This is a genomic window from Promicromonospora sp. NPDC057488, from assembly GCF_042802395.1.
Lineage (GTDB): Bacteria > Actinomycetota > Actinomycetes > Actinomycetales > Cellulomonadaceae > Promicromonospora.
Genome location: NZ_JBHVEG010000054.1, coordinates 1 through 17,867, shown reverse-complemented (window position 1 = coordinate 17,867; position 17,867 = coordinate 1). Strand labels below are relative to the sequence as shown.

At 73.0% G+C, this 17,867-nt stretch carries 11 protein-coding genes; 1 reads left to right on the top strand and 10 read right to left on the bottom strand.

Features of this window, described 5'->3' with window-relative positions; all coding sequences use genetic code 11:
* Positions 1-38: 38 nt before the first annotated feature.
* Positions 39-608, top strand: coding sequence for a hypothetical protein (locus tag ACFU5G_RS13385; protein WP_377244989.1), 570 nt, complete (start codon positions 39-41; stop codon positions 606-608).
* 168 nt (positions 609-776) lie between these two features.
* Here the strand turns inward: ACFU5G_RS13385 and ACFU5G_RS13380 are convergent, their stop codons facing one another.
* The 10 genes from ACFU5G_RS13380 to ACFU5G_RS13335 all read right to left on the bottom strand — a co-directional run bounded on the left by ACFU5G_RS13380 (position 777) and on the right by ACFU5G_RS13335 (position 17,734).
* Entirely contained in the window at positions 777-2,003 is a 1,227-nt protein-coding gene (locus ACFU5G_RS13380; RefSeq protein ID WP_377244986.1) for a PIG-L family deacetylase, read from the bottom strand.
* A 34-nt stretch (positions 2,004-2,037) separates the two neighbouring features.
* Complete coding sequence (gene typA / locus ACFU5G_RS13375) at positions 2,038-3,981, bottom strand: translational GTPase TypA (protein WP_376770148.1); 1,944 nt, start codon at positions 3,979-3,981, stop codon at positions 2,038-2,040.
* Positions 3,982-4,204: 223 nt separating this feature from the next.
* On the bottom strand, positions 4,205-5,950 hold the full coding sequence (locus ACFU5G_RS13370) for a dipeptide ABC transporter ATP-binding protein (RefSeq protein ID WP_377244984.1): 1,746 nt from the start codon (positions 5,948-5,950) through the stop codon (positions 4,205-4,207).
* Positions 5,947-6,906, bottom strand: coding sequence for an ABC transporter permease (locus tag ACFU5G_RS13365; protein ID WP_377244981.1), 960 nt, complete (start codon positions 6,904-6,906; stop codon positions 5,947-5,949). The genes ACFU5G_RS13370 and ACFU5G_RS13365 overlap by 4 nt, the downstream gene beginning before the upstream one ends.
* On the bottom strand, positions 6,899-7,825 hold the full coding sequence (locus ACFU5G_RS13360) for an ABC transporter permease (protein WP_377244978.1): 927 nt from the start codon (positions 7,823-7,825) through the stop codon (positions 6,899-6,901). Before ACFU5G_RS13360 ends, ACFU5G_RS13365 begins: the two co-directional genes overlap by 8 nt.
* Positions 7,826-7,978: 153 nt before the next feature.
* Positions 7,979-9,670, bottom strand: coding sequence for an ABC transporter substrate-binding protein (locus ACFU5G_RS13355; protein WP_377244975.1), 1,692 nt, complete (start codon positions 9,668-9,670; stop codon positions 7,979-7,981).
* Positions 9,671-9,933: 263 nt separating this feature from the next.
* A complete protein-coding gene (locus ACFU5G_RS13350) occupies positions 9,934-10,635 on the bottom strand; it encodes an ABC transporter ATP-binding protein (protein WP_377244972.1) in 702 nt (233 codons plus the stop codon).
* Positions 10,632-11,621, bottom strand: coding sequence for an ABC transporter ATP-binding protein (locus ACFU5G_RS13345; protein WP_377244969.1), 990 nt, complete (start codon positions 11,619-11,621; stop codon positions 10,632-10,634). Before ACFU5G_RS13345 ends, ACFU5G_RS13350 begins: the two co-directional genes overlap by 4 nt.
* Positions 11,622-11,636: 15 nt before the next feature.
* Positions 11,637-14,483 (bottom strand): FtsX-like permease family protein, encoded by a 2,847-nt coding sequence (locus ACFU5G_RS13340; protein WP_377244966.1) that lies wholly within the window; start codon positions 14,481-14,483, stop codon positions 11,637-11,639.
* Positions 14,483-17,734 carry a hypothetical protein gene (locus ACFU5G_RS13335; protein WP_377244963.1) on the bottom strand — a complete coding sequence of 1,084 codons (3,252 nt, stop codon included), beginning with the start codon at positions 17,732-17,734 and terminating at the stop codon, positions 14,483-14,485. Before ACFU5G_RS13335 ends, ACFU5G_RS13340 begins: the two co-directional genes overlap by 1 nt.
* Positions 17,735-17,867: the final 133 nt, after the last annotated feature.

The following is a 17,867-nucleotide window of genomic DNA, read 5'->3' as shown; positions in this document are numbered from 1 at the left end:
GCGGCTGGGAACACACTGCATGTGGAACACTCCCGCGGGTGAACACCCTCCAGGCACAGACGCAGCTCATCGTCCGACAGCGGATCCGCATGCTGGTCAACCAGTACGAGGTGCGGGGCGCGCTGCCCGACGGCTCCGAGGGCGACCTCTACGCCTTCGCCCAGCAGAAGCGCGTCGCGTTCCGCGAGCAGGTCACGCTCTACACCGACGACACCAAGCGGGAGGCGGTGCTCGGCTTCAAGGCCCGCCAGGTCGTCGACCTCGGCGCCACCTACGACGTCGTCGACGCGGGCGGCACGCCGATCGGCACGTTCCGCAAGGACTTCGCCAGGTCGCTGCTGCGGAGCACCTGGCACGTCGAGCAGCCGGGCCTCGGCGTCGCGACGGGGACCGAGCGCAGCATGGGTGTCGCCGTGATCCGGCGGCTCATCGAGCTCGCGTGGCTGCCGTACCACTTCGACTTCGTGATCGACGGGCGCCCCGCGTTCAGCGTCGAGAAGAAGTGGGGCCTGCGCGACCGGTACGTCGTGAACGTCCAGGACCCGCGGCTCGACCGCCGGCTCGTGACCGCCATGGCGATCGGCCTGGACGCCCTCCAGGAGCGCTGACCCCGGCGCCCGCCGTCCGGCACGCGGCAACGTGCCGATCTCGGCAAGGCCATCCCCTTCGAGGCCTAAGTTTCTTCGCTTTGAGCAACCGCAAAGCGAAGAAACTTAGGCCTCAAAGGTGTCCGGGCAAGGTGTCCGGGCGAGATGTCCGGACGACGGGGGTACCGGTCAGCGGAGCGGATCCACGACGGCGTAGGTCTCCGTCGTCAGGATCGGGGCCAGCACCCCGTTGGACAGCGCGTACCACCCGGCGACCACCCCGACGGCCTCCGGCAGCACGTCCGCGTGCTGCACCTGGGTCGCATGCGCCCGCATAGCGCCCACAACTCGCCCGAGCACCCGGCTGAGGTCGACCCGTGCGCCACCGCTGATCCGGGTGATCGGTAGTCCGTCAGGTGATCGGTAGTCCGAGCTACCGACCACCTGACGTTCTGCCGACCATCCGGGCAGGTCCTCCTTCGCGAACGGCGGGAGGTCCTCCGCCGGGTCCGGGAGGGTCAGGGCGTGGGTCGCGGCCAGGGCCAGCGCCTCGGGCAGGGCGGCGAGCGTCGCGCGCGCCGCGCGCACCTCGGCCGCCGGGGCGACGGCCTGCCACAGCTCGGCCCCGGCCCAGGGCTCGCCCCGCCGCCCGACGCCGGAGCCCGGCTCACCTCCGCAAACCGCCTCGCCACCCCGCCCGACGACGCCGGAGCCCGGCTCCCACGCCGGATCCGCCGCGAGGCGCAGCGCGCGCACCGTCACCTCGTGCGCGCGCACGTGGTCGGGGTGCCCGTATCCGCCGCCGGGCTCGTACGTGGCGACGACGGCGGGGCGGCACTCGCGGATCAGCGCCGCGAGCCGCCCGGCGGACTCGTCGAGCGGCACCCGCGCGAACGCCGTCGGCGGGGAGTCGGGTGCCGGGCCGGCGACGCCGGGCGCGACCCAGGTCATGCCGGAGTCCTCGTACCGCACCCCGTCCGCCGGCTCGGAGACGGGCCCGGGAACAGCCGCGGAGCCCGACCCCGCCGGCGCACCCGGAACAGGGTCCACAACCCTGTTTACCTGCGCAGATACCGCGGGAAGGGCGTCGAGGAACGAGTGCCGGATCGCGCCGTCCGCGCCGCCGGCCAGCGCCGTGAGCGCACGGGCCAGCTCGGTCTCGCGGTACGCGCCCAGCGCGGGTCCGTTGCCCTCCAGCCCGGCGCGGCCCTCCGACGTCGTACCGGGCAGGGCGATGACCTCGCCGCGTTCCCCGCGGGTGCAGGTCACGACGTGCACCGGCCGCCCGGCGGCGGCGAAGGCCGCCAGCAGTCCGCCTGTCGACAGGGTCTCGTCGTCGGGATGCGCGTGCACCGCCAGCACGCCCCCGGAGAAAGCACTGAGTGCTGGGTCTTCGCCCTCAGAACGCAAGTTCATGGGCGAAGATCCAGCACTCAGCGGCGCGGGTGCGTCAGTTGCGCTTGGCGCGAGCCGTGGCGCGGGCACGGTCCGTGGCGTTCAGGATCACCTTGCGGATGCGGACGACCTCGGGGGTCACCTCGACGCACTCGTCCTCCTGCGCGAACTCCAGCGACTCCTCGAGCGTGAGCTTGCGCGGCGGGATCAGGTTCTCGAAGTTGTCGGCGGTGGCGGACCGCATGTTCGTCAGCTTCTTCTCCTTGGTGATGTTGACGTCCATGTCCTCGTTCCGCGAGTTCTCGCCGACGATCATGCCCTCGTACACCTCCTGCGTGGGGTCCACGAAGAAGGAGCCGCGCTCCTGCAGGTTGATCATGGCGAACGGCGTCACCTTGCCGGCGCGGTCCGCGACGAGCGAGCCCGTCATCCGCGACTCGATCGGGCCGTTCCAGGGCTCGTAGCCCTCGGAGATCGAGGCCGCGATACCGGTACCGCGGGTGTCCGTGAGGAACTGGGTGCGGAAGCCGATCAAGCCGCGCGCCGGGACCATGAACTCCATGCGGACCCAGCCGGTGCCGTGGTTCGTCATGGTCTCCATGCGGCCCTTGCGCTGCGCGAGGAGCTGCGTGATGGCGCCGAGGTACTCCTCGGGCACGTCGATGGTCATGCGCTCCATGGGCTCGTGGAGCTTGCCGTCGATCTGCTTCGTGACGACCTGCGGCTTGCCGACCGTGAGCTCGAAGCCCTCGCGGCGCATCTGCTCGACGAGGATGGCCAGGGCCAGCTCACCACGGCCCTGCACCTCCCAGGCGTCAGGACGCTCGGTCGGGAGCACCTTGAGCGACACGTTACCGATGAGCTCGGCGTCAAGGCGGTCCTTCACCTGGCGGGCGGTGACCTTGTGGCCCTTGCCGCCCTTGCCCGCGAGCGGGGCGGTGTTGATGCCGATGGTCATCGAGATCGCCGGGTCGTCGACCGTGATGAGCGGCAGCGGACGCGGGTCGTCGATGTCGGTGAGGGTCTCGCCGATCATGATGTCGGCGATGCCCGCGACGGCGACGATCTCGCCGGGGCCGGCCTTGTCGGTCGGCACGCGGTCGAGCGCCTTGGTCTCGAGCAGCTCGGTGATCTTGACGCTCTGCAGGGTGCCGTCGTGGCGGGCCCACGCGACGCTCTGACCCTTGGACAGGGTGCCGTTGTGGATGCGCAGCAGCGCGAGGCGGCCGAGGAACGGCGACGCGTCGAGGTTGGTCACGTGCGCCTGCAGCGGCACGCCCTCCTCGTAGGTCGGGGCCGGGATCTTCTCGAGGATGGTCGCGAACAGCGGCTCGAGGTCCTCGTTGTCCGGCAGGCCGCCGTCGGCGGGCTGGTCGGTGGAGGCGCGGCCGGCCTTGGCCGACGCGTACACGACGGGCACGTCGAGGATGGCGTCCAGGTCGAGGTCCTCGACCTCGTCCGAGAGGTCGCCGGCGAGGCCGAGCAGCAGGTCGGTCGTCTCGGCGACGACCTCGGTGATGCGGGCGTCGGGGCGGTCGACCTTGTTCACGACGACGATGACGGGCAGCTTCGCGGCCAGGGCCTTGCGCAGCACGAAGCGGGTCTGGGGCAGCGGGCCCTCGGACGCGTCGACGAGCAGCACGACGCCGTCGACCATCGACAGGCCGCGCTCGACCTCGCCGCCGAAGTCGGCGTGGCCCGGGGTGTCGATGACGTTGATGGTGATGCCCTCGGCCTCACCGTTCGCCGCCGCCGCGGGACCGGAGTACCGGATCGCGGTGTTCTTGGCGAGGATCGTGATGCCCTTCTCACGCTCCAGGTCACCCGAGTCCATGACGCGGTCCTCGAGGTGCTGACGGGCGCCGAAGGATCCGGACTGCCTGAGCATGGCGTCCACGAGCGTGGTCTTGCCGTGGTCGACGTGGGCCACGATCGCGACGTTACGCAGGTCGGAACGGGTCGCACGGGCCGAGGTCGGCGCGGTTGCAGGCACGGTCACGAAGCACTCATTTCCAGAAGGGAGGTCAGGGGCGCGGACTCTGGTCCCGTGGGGACCGGTCTCGCAGCACCACCCATCTTACCCGCGAATCGAAATCGCCAGGTGTCGACCGTGTCACTGTGCGGTGAACACCCCCGGATGCGGTGCACACCCCCGGAACGTGTCAGACGCTCAGGTCACCGGGGTGACCTGAGCGTCTGACACGTACGTGGGAGGAGCGGGGTCAGCCGCCGATCTCCAGGCTCGCGCCCGGGATCGCCGCCAGGAGGTCCTGCGTGTACTCCTGCTGCGGGTTGTCGAACACCTCGTCGGTGGTCGCGTGCTCCACGATGCTCCCGTCCTTCATCACGGCCACCAGGTCGGCGATCTGCCGGACCACGGCCAGGTCGTGCGTGATGAACAGGAAGGACAGCCCGAGCTCGGCCTGCAGGTCGTTGAGCAGCGTCAGGATCTGCGCCTGCACCAGCACGTCGAGCGCCGAGACGGCCTCGTCGAGCACGAGCACCTCGGGCTTGAGCGCCAGCGCACGCGCGATGGCGATGCGCTGCCGCTGCCCGCCCGACAGCTCGTTCGGGAACCGGCGCATGGTGGCCTGCGGCAGCGACACCATGTCGAGCAGATCGCGCACCCGCGCCTCGCGCGCCTTGCGGTCGCCCACCTTGTGCAGGACGAGCGGCTCCTCGATCGACCGGAAGATCGAGTACGTCGGGTCCAGGGACCCGTACGGGTTCTGGAACACCGGCTGCACGCGGCGGCGCAGCGCGAACTGCTCCTTGGCGGACATCTTCATGACGTCCTTGCCGTCGAACATGACGGTGCCCGACGTCGGCTCGAGCAGCCCCAGCACCATGTTGGCGGCCGTGGACTTGCCGGAGCCCGACTCGCCCACCAGCGCCAGGGTGTGACCCTTGGGCAGCGTGAAGTCGATGCCGTCCACCGCGGTGAAGTTCGTGTGCGAACCCGGCCGGGAGCCACGGATGGTGAACACCTTGGTCAGGTCCTTCGCCACGACGACGTCGGGCGCCGTCGTCTCCGCCTCGTCGGCGTGCTCGGCGAGCAGGTCGTCCGACTCCTGCCCGCGCTCGTGCGCGGACTGGATACGCCGGGAGGCCAGCGACGGGGCCGAGGACACGAGCCGCTTGGTGTACTCGTGCTGCGGGTCCTTGAGGATCTGCAGCGCGGGCCCGGACTCCACGACCCGGCCCTTGTACATCACGACGAGGTGCTCGGCGCGCTCCGCGGCCAGGCCCAGGTCGTGCGTGATGAACAGGACCGCGGTGCCCAGCTCGGAGGTCAGGCCGTCCAGGTGGTCCAGGATCTTCTTCTGGACCGTCACGTCGAGGGCCGACGTCGGCTCGTCCGCGATGAGCAGCTTGGGCCGCGAGGCCAGGCCGATCGCGATGAGCGCGCGCTGGCGCATGCCGCCCGAGAACTCGTGCGGGAACTGGCGCGCACGCCGGTCCGCGTCGGGCAGGCCGGCCTCGCTCAGCAGCTCGGCGACGCGCGCGGTGCGCTCCGCCTTGCCACCCTGGAAGCCGTTGGCGACGAGCGCCTCGTCGATCTGGGCGCCGATGCGCCACACGGGGTTCAGGTTGGACATCGGGTCCTGGGGAACCAGGCCGATCTCCCGGCCGCGCAGGTCCTCGACCTGCTTGCGCCCCAGCCCGACGAGCTCGCGCCCGCCGAACGAGATGGACCCCCCGGTCACCTTGCCGGTGCCCGGCAGCAGGTCGATGATCGCGTGCGCCGTCGTGGACTTGCCGGAGCCCGACTCGCCCACGATCGCCACGGACTGCCCCGGGTAGACCGTGAGGTCGACGCCGCGGACGGCCTCGACGGTGCCGGTCGCCGTCTTGAACGAGATCTGCAGGTCCTTGATCTCGAGCAGCGGGGTGGTGTCGTCGTGCTTCTCGACGGGCACCGGGGCTTCCTCGGTGGTCCCGTCGGTGAGGGTGATCGTGGTGCTCATCGCTTCCTCGCCTTCGGGTCGAGGGCGTCGCGCACGACGTCGCCCATCATGATGAAGCTCAGCACGGTCAGCGCGAGCGCGGTCGCCGGGTAGATCATGATCTCCGGGGCGACCCGGATCGACTGCTGCGCCTTGGCGAGGTCGCCGCCCCAGGAGACGGTCGACGTCGGCAGGCCGATGCCGAGGAAGCTCAGCGTGGCCTCCGCGACGATGAACGTACCGAGCGCGACCGTCGCGTAGACGATGATCGGCGCGGCCGAGTTGGGCAGCACGTGCTTGCCGAGGATCGCGCCCCGGCTCATGCCGAGCGCCTTGGCGGCGGTGACGAACTCGTTGTTCTTCACGCCGAGCACCGCGCCACGCGTGATGCGGGCGATGGACGTCCACCCGAACACCGCCAGCACGACGGCGACCACCAGCGCGTTGCGGTCGTCGAGCAGGCTCATGATGACGATCGCGGCGAGCACGAAGGGCACGGCGAAGAAGATGTCGGTGAACCGGGACAGGATGGTGTCGAGCCAGCCGCCGAAGTAGCCGGCGATCGCACCGATGAGGGTGCCGATCACCACGACGAACAGCGTGGACAGGATGCCCACCGTGACCGACGCCTTTGCCCCGTAGACGGCGCGGGCGTAGATGTCGCAGCCCAGCTTGTCGAACCCGAAGATGTGGCCCGCGGTGGGCCCGCCCAGCGAGTTCTCCAGGTGGCACTCCGTCGGGCTGGCCGTGGTGAACAGCCCGGGGAACACCGCCATGAGGATGACGAAGACGATCAGTGCCGCGGACACCCAGAACAGCGCCCGGTGGCGCATGTCGCGCCAGGCGTCGGCCCAGAGGCTGCTCGGCGCCTCAGAGGTGTCGACGGCGTCGATCACGCCGACCTTGACTTCTTCCGGAGGCGCGACGAAGCGCTCCTGCCCCGGACGGGGAGTCTTCTCGTAGCGGTTGTCAGGCATAACGGATCCTCGGGTCCAGGACGGCGTAGAAGACGTCCACGATCAGGTTGGCGAAGATGTAGACGATGACGAGCACGGTCGCCAGCGACACCACCGTCACGTTCTCGCCGCGGATGATCGCCTGGTAGAGAGTTCCGCCGACGCCGTTGATGTTGAAGATTCCCTCGGTCACGATCGAGCCCGCCATGAGGTTGCCCAGGTCGATGCCGATGAAGGTGACCACCGGGATCAGCGAGTTGCGCAGCACGTGGCGTGTCATCACCTTGCCCCGCGGCAGGCCCTTGGCCCGGGCGGTCCGCACGAAGTCCGCCGTGGTGTTCTCGACGACTGACGTCCGTGTCAGTCGCAAGATGTAGGCGAACGAGGTCGTGGCCAGCACGATCGCGGGCATCAACAGGCTGATGAAATCAGGGTCACGGCCGGCGGTGATGGGCAGCCAGCCGAGCTGGACACCCACGACGGCCTGCATCACGAAGCCGATCACGAAGGTCGGCAGGGAGATGAGCACCAGGCTCCAGAGGAGCACCGTCGAGTCGAAGAGCTTGCCCTTGCGGATACCCGCGTACAGGCCGAAGCCGATGCCGAAGACGGTCTCGATGACGATCGCCATGACGGCGAGCTGGAACGTCACCGGGAAGGCCTGGGCGATCACGTCGACGACCGGGCGGCCGGTGAACGTCACGCCCATGTCGAAGGTGAAGACACCCTTGAGGAAGTAGAGGTACTGCATGAAGAACGGCTGATCGAGGTGGTACGCCTCGCGGATCGCGAGCTCGGCCGCAGGTGACAGGCCGCGTTCGCCGCCCAGCGCCGCCACGGGATCGCCGGGGCGCAGGAACACCAGCCCGTACAGCAACAGCGTGGCGCCGAGGAACACGGGGATCACCTGCAGCAGCCGGCGTCCGATGTACCAGAGCATTCGAAGGTCTCCTTGGTAGATGGCTGCGGAACATTCTCCAGGACGTCGCCCGGTGTTCTGGCTCCGCACAGTGGAGGGCGGGGCGCGCAGTTCACGCGCCCCGCCCGTCACCTGGGGTGATGATTCACGCCGGCGGACCGGACGTGATCACAGTCACTCCGACTTGGTGACCTCGTACAGGAGCGGCATGCTGTCCCAGCCGAACTCCACGTTGTCCACGTACTCGGAGTGCCCAGCGGTCGTGGAGTAGTACCACAGCGGGATACCCGGGAGGTCCTTGAACAGGATCTCCTGTGCCTTGTTGTAGAGCACGTTGGCCTCGTCCAGCGAGGGCGCGGCCGCGGCTGCCTTGAGGGCGGCGTCGAACTCGTCGCTCTCGTAACGGCCGTCGTTCGAGCCGGCCAGGGCGGCCTTGCTGTAGAGCGGGCCGAGGTAGTTCTGCAGCGACGGGTAGTCAGCCGACCATCCGGCACGGAACAGGCCGTCGACCTTGCCCTTCGGGCCCTTGTCGCGCTCGTTCAGGACCTCGTCGAACGTCGGGTAACCGGTCATCTCGCACTTGATGTCGAGGTCGTTGATGTACCCGTTGCACACGGCCTCGACCCACGCCTGGTGGTCCGAGTCGGTGTTGGTGTGGATCGTCAGGACGTAGTCGTCCGGCAGCGGGTCCTCTTCGTTGGCCTCGTCCCAGAGCTTCTTGGCCTCTTCCGCGTTGTACGTGGTGACCTCGTTGCCCGGGATCTCACCGGTCCAGCCGTTGATGACCGGCGACGTGAAGTCGGTGGCCGGGATGCGGGTACCCGCGAAGATCGTCTCCGTGATCTGCTCACGGTTGATCGCCATGGAGAGGGCCTGACGGCGCTTGAGGCCGGCGTCGCCCTGGAACTCGGGGAGCCACTCCGGGACCGTCATGGCCGCGAAGCTGGCGGACGGCTCGCTGATGGCGCCGTCGCCCAGGTCGTCCTCGAAGGTGCTCATCGCCGAGGTCGGGACGTTCTCGAGGATGTCGAGGTTCCCGCCCTGCAGGTCGGCGTACGAGGTGTTCTCGTCCGTGTAGACGATGAAGTCCAGGCCACCGTTCTGGGCCTTGCGCGGGCCGTTGTAGGCCTCGTTCGGGACCAGCTTGATCTCGGACTCGTGCTCCCAGCTCTCCAGCTCGTACGGACCGTTGGTGATCGGCTTCTCGCCGAACGCCGCGGTGTCGTCGTAGTACGCGTCGGGCAGCGGGAAGTACGCCGAGTAGCCCAGGCGGATCGGGAAGTCGGACTCCGGCTGGGTCAGCTTGACCGTGAACTCGGTGTCGCTGACAACCTCGAGGCCGGACAGCGTCTCCGCGGTCGGCTCCTCGGCCATGCCGGAGACGTTGCCCTCGTCGTCGAACTCGGGCACACCCTGTGCCTCGGCGAAGCCCTCGATGGGCTCGAAGAAGCCGGCGCCCTTGGCACCGTTCGGGCCGTAGCCCGCCCAGTTCCAGGCGTCCACGAAGTTGGCCGCCGTGACCGGCGTGCCGTCGGACCACTCCCAGCCGTCCTGGATCGTGATGTTCCAGGTCTGGTTGTCGTCGGACTCGATCGACTCGGCGATCTCGTTGTGCACGACGCCCTCGGCGTCGTAGTAGACGAGGCCCGAGTAGAGCTGCTGGACGACGAGTCCACCCTCGGTCTCGTTGGTCATCGACCCGACGAGCGGGTTCTGGGGCTCGCCGTTGCTGATCGTCACGATCCCGGCGCTGGCGCCGTCGCCGGTCGCGTCGTCTCCGCTGTTGCCACCGCCACAAGCGGTCAGCACGAGCGACGAGGCGAGCGCGAAAGCGCCCAGCCCCACAAGTCGCTTACGAGGTGTCACGTGTCCTCCTGGGTAGCAGTACACCCCGGCACGGCGGGTGCCGTCCGGAGCGATGCGGACGCTTCGTTGCGCCCCGTGGTATCACGGAATAACGTAACCGCTCCCTGGACATGCCGATGACCACCACCCGAGAAACTCCACCGAGTTGTGACCATCTCGGTATCCACGGGTAACACCGAGCAACAGTTCCGACCAGGTAGTTCTCACAGCCGTAACACGGGTGGCGTGAGCGGCCCCGGCAGAGAATTCACCCGGTCAGGCGCCTATTTCGCCCGGTCCACGACCTGCCCGTCGCGCAGCTCCACCACCCGGTCGGCCCGCGCCATCAGCTCGGGGTCGTGCGTGGAGACGACGGCGGCCACACCACGCTCGTGCACCACCCTGGCCAGCAGGTCCATCACCATGGCCGCCGTGCCCGAGTCGAGCTGACCGGTGGGCTCGTCCGCGAGCAGCACCTCCGGGTCGGCGACCAGCGCGCGGGCGATGCCCACGCGCTGCTGCTGTCCGCCCGAGAGCTCGTACGGCCGCTGCTTCGCGTGCCCGCCGAGGCCGACGGCGTCCAGCGCCTCCGCCACCCGCCGCGAACGCTCGCCCTGCGGCGTGCGCCGCAGGCGCAGCGGGACCTCCACGTTCTCCGCGGCGGACAGCACGGGCACCAGGCCGAACGACTGGAACACGTAGCCGATCCGGTCGCGCCGCGCGGCCAGCACGTCGCGCTCCCCCAGCGCGGACAGCTCGGCGTCGCCGAGCCACACGCCGCCCGACGTCGGCCGGTCCAGCCCGCCGAGCAGGTTCAGCAGCGTCGTCTTGCCCGAACCGGACGGGCCGCGCACCACGAGCAGCTCGCCGGCGGCCACCTCCAGGGTCGCGTCCGACAGCGCGCGCACCTCGCCGGCGCCGCTGCCGAACACCCGGGTGAGGCTCTCGGCGCGCAGCACGGTGCGGGCCGGGGTGGTGGTGGTCATCGGTCCTCCTCGGTGGGGGTCTCGACAGGCTCGGCCGGCGGGTGGGGCTCCATCGTCTGGCCCGGCGCCGCCGGCCACACGCCCACGTGGTCGGGCTCCAGCGCCAGCCGCACGCGGTCGCGCAGGTCGAGCGCGTGCACGAAGTCCTGCGGCAGCTGCAGCCGGCCGACACGGTCGACCACCGCGAACTCCTCCGCGACGTGCCGCTCGGCGCCGTGCTCGTCGACCTCCGTGCGGCGCAGCGTCTCCGTGGACGTGCGGCCGTCCCGGATCTGGACCGTGCGCGCGACGTGCTCGGACACGGTCGGGTCGTGCGTCACGATCAGGGTGGTCACGCCGGTCTCGCGGTTGACGCCGCGCAGGGCCTCCAGCACCTCGACCGAGGTGGCCTCGTCGAGCTCGCCGGTGGGCTCGTCGGCCAGCAGCACGCGCGGGTTGTTGGCCGCGGCCACCGCGATGGCGGTGCGCTGCTGCTCGCCGCCGGACATCTCCCCCGGCCGCCGCCCGGCCACGTGCCCGACCTCCAGGAGCTCGAGCAGCGCCTCGACCCGGCGCGCGCGCTCGCGCCGCGGCAGCGAGCCGGCCAGCTCCAGCGGGAGCCGCACGTTCTCGGTCGCCGTGAGGTAGGGCAGCAGGTTGCGCGACGTCTGCTGCCAGACGAAGCCGACGGTGGACCGCTGGTACCGCACCCGCTCGGCGTGGCCCATGGTCAGCAGGTCGGTGCCCGCCACCACGGCGGACCCGCCGGTCGGCGTGTCCAGGCCGGACAGGATGGTCAGCAGCGTGGACTTGCCCGACCCGGACGCGCCCACGACGGCGACGATCTCCCCGGGCTCGACCGTCAGCGTGAGGCCCTGCAGGGCCTGCACCTCCACGCCGTCGGTGGCGAAGATCCGCACCAGGTCGGCGCACCGGATCTCGCCGCCGGCCGCCGGCCCGGACGAGGCCGGCGCGCCGCCGCCCGTCAGCTCGATGGTCGTGCTCATCGGTTCTCCCTCATGTCAGTCGTTGCTCCCCATCCGGAGCTGGGCGGCCACCTCGCCGCGGCGGCTCAGTGCAGCCGCCACGCCGACCGAGGCCAGCACCACCACCACGAAGCCGACGGCGGCCGCGCCCAGCAGCGCCGGGTCGTACTGCGCGTCGGGCTGGGTGGGGCCGCCGGTCAGCGCGGTCACGTCGACGGCGGCCAGCACCAGCTCCGGCACCACCACGCCGAGCACGGCGCCCATCACGAGGGCCACCACCGCCCAGGGCCCGATCTCCCAGCCGACCAGCCCGCGACCCTGCCGGGGCGAGAGGCCGAGGGTCTGCAGCACCGCGAGCAGCCGCGCCCGCGCGGGGGCGGCGAGCATCAGCGTCATCACCACGGCCCCCGCGCACAGCAGCCCCGCGAGCAGCACGGCCAGCACGAACGCGATGGCCAGCCCGCCCGAGACGGGCGCCGCCAGCACGGCGTCGGCCTCCTGGTCCGGGTCCTCCACGACCGACGACGGGAGCAGCCGCGAGATCTCGCCCGTCACGGCGGCACGGTCGGCGTCGTCGGTCAGGCCGACGAGGGCGAGGCGCGGGTAGCTCACGTCGCCCGTGGCCTCGGCGAGGCGGCCGGCGTCGGCCAGGACGAGCGAGCGGCCGGCCGGCAGACCCGGGAGCTCGTCGACCACGTCGACGACCCGGACGGGCACGTTGCCCTCCTGCGTCGTGAGCGTGATCCCGGTGGCCCCCGGTCCGACGCCCGGGCCTGCCGCGCCGGGCGTGAGGATGACGGGCAGCGCCCCGTCGCCGTCCGCGCCGCCCGGCCCGGCCAGGTCGGCCAGCGTCTCGGGGGCGCCCTCGACGTCCTGCTGCGCGACGGTCAGCTCGGCCGCGTCCACCGTCCACACCTCGACGCGCGGCGAGGATCCCACGCCCTGCAGCAGGCCGTCGCCGACGTCGCCCACCGGCGACACGGCCGCGACGCCGTCGATCGCGGCTACCTGCTCCGCCACCGGGGCGTCGACGACGGGACCCGAGACCCGCAGGTCCGCGCCGGTCGCGCGCCAGGCCTCCCGGACCACGCCGCCGGAGACCGTGGAGTACAGGACGGCCGAGGTCGCCGCGACGGCGACCGCGAGCACCAGCGCGATCGCCGGGACGGGACCGCCCGCGGGGTCGCGCGTGGCGCGCGCGGCGCCCAGGAACGGGACCAGGTCGCGCCGCGGTGCGAGCGCCCGCTCGGCCGCGAGCGCCAGCCAGGGGTACGCGCGGACCGCGAGCAGCGTGAGCGCCAGGGAGACCAGCAGGGGTGCCGCGGCGACGAGCGGGTCGACGCCGGACCCGGAGCCGGCGCCCGAACCAGCCACGACCCCGCGCGAGAGCAGCAGCCACGTCGCGAGCGCCGCGCCCGCGACGACCAGCACCTCCAGCACCCAGCGCACCCGGCTGCGCGAGCGCGGCGCGAGGTCCGCCCGCGTGGTCCGCAGGCCGGCGGGCGACGTCGCGAGCGCCAGGGCCACGGCCGGGGCGAGGCCCGCGGCCACCGCCAAGAGGACCTGGGCGACGGTGACGGGGGCATCGAGGCCGGCCGCGGCCGAGAGCACCAGGCCCGCCGCGAACCCGACGGCCGCCGAGCCGAGCCCGACGACGAGGCCCTCACCGCCCATGAGGAGCCGCACCTGGGTGCCGGACGCGCCGCGGGCTCGCAGCAGGGCGAGCGCGGAGCGCCGCCGGTCGACGACGAGCCGAGCGCCCAGGGCCAGCACGGCCACGGTGGCGCCGAGCGGCCCCACGGCGAGGACCGCGACGATCGCGTCGACCCCGGTGCGCTGCGCGAGCAGGCTCTCCAGGATCTCGGTGAGCCGGCTGGTGGGCCGCAGCTGGAGCGGCGTGGGGTCGTCCGGGCCGGCAGCGACGAGGAACGTGTTGGCCGACTGGCCCTTCATCTGGGACAGGAGCACCGGAACCTCGGCGGCCGTCAGGCCGTCGGTGCTCACCGGGAACCAGACGCGGGTCTCGGCCACGCCGAGGGTGAGCGGCGTGATCATGGCCGGGTCCACGTAGGCGGTCGCGGTGCCGAGCAGGCCGCGGTTCGGGTCCGCGATCACGGACGCCCTGGCCCCCAGGGCGTGGTGCAGCCAGTAGTCCGCGTCGGGGTCGCCGGTCTCGAAGATCCCGGTGACGACGAGGGACGGGTAGCGGCCGGCCAGGGCAATCACGCCCGAGCCGGAGAGGTTGTCGTACCGGCCGCCGAGCTCCCAGCCGTACGTCTCGGCGACGGCGCGCGAGACCGCGACCTCGAACGCCGGCGCCCGCTCGGTGGGCTGGCTCACGGACTGCTCGTCCCCCAGGAACACGGGCCCCGCGGTCGCGGTGGGCCAGCGGCCCTCGACCAGCTCGGCGCGCTCGTCCAGGTCCGGGGCCGTGCGGAGGAAGACCTTGGCCTCGGCCAGCTGGGAGCTGCGCTCCGGGACGGTGTACGCGGGGTCGGTCGAGGTCACGTGGAAGAGCGGCGCGCCCATCACCGAGCGCAGCGGCTCGGGGGACCCGGCGCGGACGGCGTCCAGGTTCTCGATGAACGGCGCCCAGTCCGGCTCGTCCGGCACGCCGCTGCCGACGGCGCCCGGGTCGTAGAAGCCGCCCGACGGCGCCTGGCCGGGAATCGAGCCCACCACCGAGATCACGTCCCGGGCCGGGCCCGAGGCCGTCGCGGTCTCGTAGGCCACCTGGTCGGCGTGCATGGTCGCGACGGCGCGCGGCGCCGTGGACAGCACCCCGGCGGCGAGGAACGCGACGACGCCGAGCGCCGCCGTCGCGCCCCACGACGTGCGCAGCTGGCGCCGGGCGAGCAGGCCCAGCCCGGACAGGGCCGCCATCAGCGGACCTCCTCGCGGTAGGTGGTGTCGCGGGCCTGGGCGGCGACGCGGCCGCCGACCCCGGCCGCGACCAGGACCAGCCCGGCCACCGCGGCGGCCAGCACCAGGGCGGTGCCCCCGGTCGCGAGGACGAGCTGTGCGGGCGGCGCCGCGTCGATCCCGGTGAGCGTCGCGGCGGCGAGCCCGCCCGCGGCCAGCCCGGCCACGCCCCACCCGGCGACCGCGCCGACGGCGAGAGCGACGATCCCGACCGTGATCAGCTCGGCGGCCCGCGCCCGGCCCTGCGCCACGGGGCCGAGGCCCACGGCGCGCAGCACGATGACCTCGCCGCGCCGCTCGCGCAGCGTGGCGACCGCGACGGCGAGCACACCGGCCAGCGCGAGCACGGTCGCCCCGGCGGCGGCGAGCCAGAACGAGACGCGCACGGGCACGGCGGTGTCGGCCGAGCCATAGCCCGGGGTGCTCACGGCGGGCCGCTCCCGGCTGTTCGTGCCGGCGGCCTCGGCGGCGTCCGTCGCGTCCCGGGCCAGGCTCGCCACGGCCGCCGCCGGTCCGGCCGGGCCGGGCGGACCGGCCGCGAGCCAGACCTCGTTCGTCAGGACCGGGTCGCTCACGTCGCGCACCAGCGCGGCGGCGAGCGCCCCGCGGTCCAGCAGGGCCGCGTAGGGGTCGAGCGCGCCGGGCACCGTGCCCGACGACGCCACGACCCGCACCGGCAGCCGCGTGCCGCCGAGCGTCAGCTCGAAGGTGTCCCCCGTGGTCACGCCGAGCGCGCCGGTCAGCGACGACGAGGCCAGCAGCGGCACCGGCGTCGCCTCGGAGCTGCTCAGGAGGCGCAGCCGGCTGGCCGCGGTGGCGCCGTCCTCGCCCAGCGCGATCGTGAGCTCGGCCTTGCCCTCCGTCAGCACCAGCCCCGAGGGTCCGTCGAAGGTCTCCGACGGCGTCCACGCGGGCTGCTCGACGTCCTGCCCGCCGGCCGTGATGCCCTCGACGGCCAGCGTCACCTCGGCGATCGACCAGCCGGGCCGGGTGTCGACGTCGAGCGCGGCGATCCGCCAGGCCTGGCCCTGCGGGGGCGCCGGCACCTCGCCGGTCAGCTCGTGCTCGGCCGGCTCCGCGCCGAGGGCACCGTCGGTCCCGCCGCCCTCGGTGAGCTGCCCGAGCTCGACCGTCGCGACCGACCCGTCGGGTGCCGCGAGCACGAGGGACAGGTCGAGCTCGTGCCGGGGGGCCCAGTCGGCCAGCTCGAAGCCGCCGGTCTCGTCGATGCCGGCGCGCACGGTGAGGGTGACGTCGCGGGCGTCGTCGGGCAGGGCGGGAGCGTCGGCGAAGGCGTCGTTCGCCAGGTCGCCGGCCAGCTTTTCGACGTCGAGCACCTCCGCCGGGGCACGCACCACCTGCGGGACGGCGGGGGCGGGCAGCGCCAGCATCGTGACCGGCAGGCCGTCGGAGTAGGCGGTCCCGGACAGCACGGGCGCCGAAGCGACGGCGCTGCCGCCGGGGCCGGTCCCGCCCGGCAGGAACGGGGCCGGGTCCAGGCGCCCGCTCTCGGGCGCGGTGACCCGCACGTCCGCGCCGTTGGTGAGCACGTCGACGTCGTCCCGCAGGCGTTCCGCGGTGCCGGCGTAGCCGCCGGCCAGGGTCGCGGCCCCGCCGGCGAGCACGAGCAGGACCACGGGCACCACGTAGACGACGATGCGGCGGGCCACCTGCCGCGCGGCGAGCGGGCCGACGACGCCGCGCGACCGCCCGGCGAGGCCCGCCCACAGGCGCGTGGCCGGGCCGAGCACCGCCATGGCCGCGACGGCGAGCGCGGCCAGCGCGAGCGCGGGCGCGGCGGCCGCCGTGGGGTCGGTGCGCAGGCCGCCGGGGGTGGTCACCAGCGGCGAGCCGTAGCGCAGGAGCTGGGTCACGCTCACCGCGGCGGCGGCGACCGTCAGCACCACGGTGCCGAGCGCCGCGACCTGGCGCACGCGCCCCGAGCGGTCGGTCACCTGGCGCCGCACCGCCGCCTGCGCCTGCAGCGCGGCGACCAGGACGAGCGTCGCGGAGGCCACGACGGCGACCGCGAGGGCCACGGCCAGGGGCGCACCGGCGGTGGCGGCCGCCCCGGGGTCGGCGCCCACGACCGCGCGCAGCGCGCCCCATGCGGCGACCCCGCCGGCCGCGGCCGCGGTCAGGGCGAGCAGCGCGCCCTCCACCGCGGACGCCGCCGTCACCGTGCCGGGTGCGGCTCCGCGGGACACCAGGAGCGCCACCTCGCCCTCCCGGGTCGCCGCCAGCAGCCGGGCCACCTGCACCAGCGCGACCAGGCCGACGAGCGCCAGCAGGGACAGCGGGACGAGCGCGACGGCGTCGGCGGCGCGCAGCGCGGCCCCCAGGTCGGCGGCGGTCACGTCGAGCGTGCCCGTGACGGTCAGCCCGCGGGGCGCGATGTCGGCGTCCTCGCCCAGGGTCCGCTCGACCTCTGGGGTGAGGGCCGCGAGGGCGGGCAGGTCGGCCGGGGTGATCGCGCCGCCGTCGGGCACGACGGTCCAGCGGGCGAACGGGTCGGTGTCCAGGCCGGTGAGGACGTCCGCGCTCACCACGACGGGTCCGGGGTGGGCGCCGTCCGCGCCGGTCAGCACGGCCGGGTCGCCGAGCCAGCCCGCGTCGTCCGGCTCGGTGACGCGCCAGGTCGCGCTGACCGTGACCGGGGTGCCGGTGCCCGTGGGGTCCTCGGGGTCCACGCCCAGCCGGAGCGTGTCGCCGACCGTCAGCCCGGCGGCCTGGGCCGCGTCCACCTGGAGGGCCGCCTCGTCCTTCGCGGCCGGCCACGCGCCGTCCACGAGGGTGACGCCGCTCGCACCCGCCCCGGACAGGGCTTCCTGGCGCGAGGGAGCGGGCAGGAGCGCCACCGACCAGCGGCCGAGGTCGTCGCCGTCGGCTCCCGCCGCGTACTGCGGCTCGGTCCGCACGTCATAGGTGACGCGGTGCGGCACGCCGTCGAGCAGCTCCGCGAGCACCTGCTGGACGCGCGCGTCCTGGGCGTCGGCCTCGGCGCCGTCGGCGATCCGGGTGGCGAGCTGGACCGCCCGCCCGGAGGGCTCGGCCGCGGCCAGCCCGTCGCGGGCGCCCGCCGTGGCGGCGGCCTGCGTCCAGCCGACGGTCAGGCCCAGCGCGCCGGTCAGGACCGCCACGAGCAGCCAGACGAGCGCGAGCAGCCCGCGGTGCGCCGTGGACCGGCGGGCAAGGAGGGTGGCTCGACTCACGGGGCCAAAGTAGCCCGGCCCTGTGACACGCACGACGAAACTATGGCAGCCGGAGGCAACGATCCGGTCACGCCCCCACGGCCCCCGCTAACGAGTTCGGTCGGTTGCTCTGGGATCGGTCAGTTAACTGACC

Excerpts from the sequence above, each read along its gene's own strand:
- ACFU5G_RS13380 (WP_377244986.1), bottom strand. The coding sequence starts at position 2,003 with ATGAACTTGCGTTCTGAGGGCGAAGACCCAGCACTCAGTGCTTTCTCC.
- ACFU5G_RS13370 (WP_377244984.1), bottom strand. The coding sequence starts at position 5,950 with ATGAGCACCACGATCACCCTCACCGACGGGACCACCGAGGAAGCCCCG.
- ACFU5G_RS13365 (WP_377244981.1), bottom strand. The coding sequence starts at position 6,906 with ATGCCTGACAACCGCTACGAGAAGACTCCCCGTCCGGGGCAGGAGCGC.
- ACFU5G_RS13360 (WP_377244978.1), bottom strand. The coding sequence starts at position 7,825 with ATGCTCTGGTACATCGGACGCCGGCTGCTGCAGGTGATCCCCGTGTTC.
- ACFU5G_RS13350 (WP_377244972.1), bottom strand. The coding sequence starts at position 10,635 with ATGACCACCACCACCCCGGCCCGCACCGTGCTGCGCGCCGAGAGCCTC.
- ACFU5G_RS13345 (WP_377244969.1), bottom strand. The coding sequence starts at position 11,621 with ATGAGCACGACCATCGAGCTGACGGGCGGCGGCGCGCCGGCCTCGTCC.
- ACFU5G_RS13340 (WP_377244966.1), bottom strand. The coding sequence starts at position 14,483 with ATGGCGGCCCTGTCCGGGCTGGGCCTGCTCGCCCGGCGCCAGCTGCGC.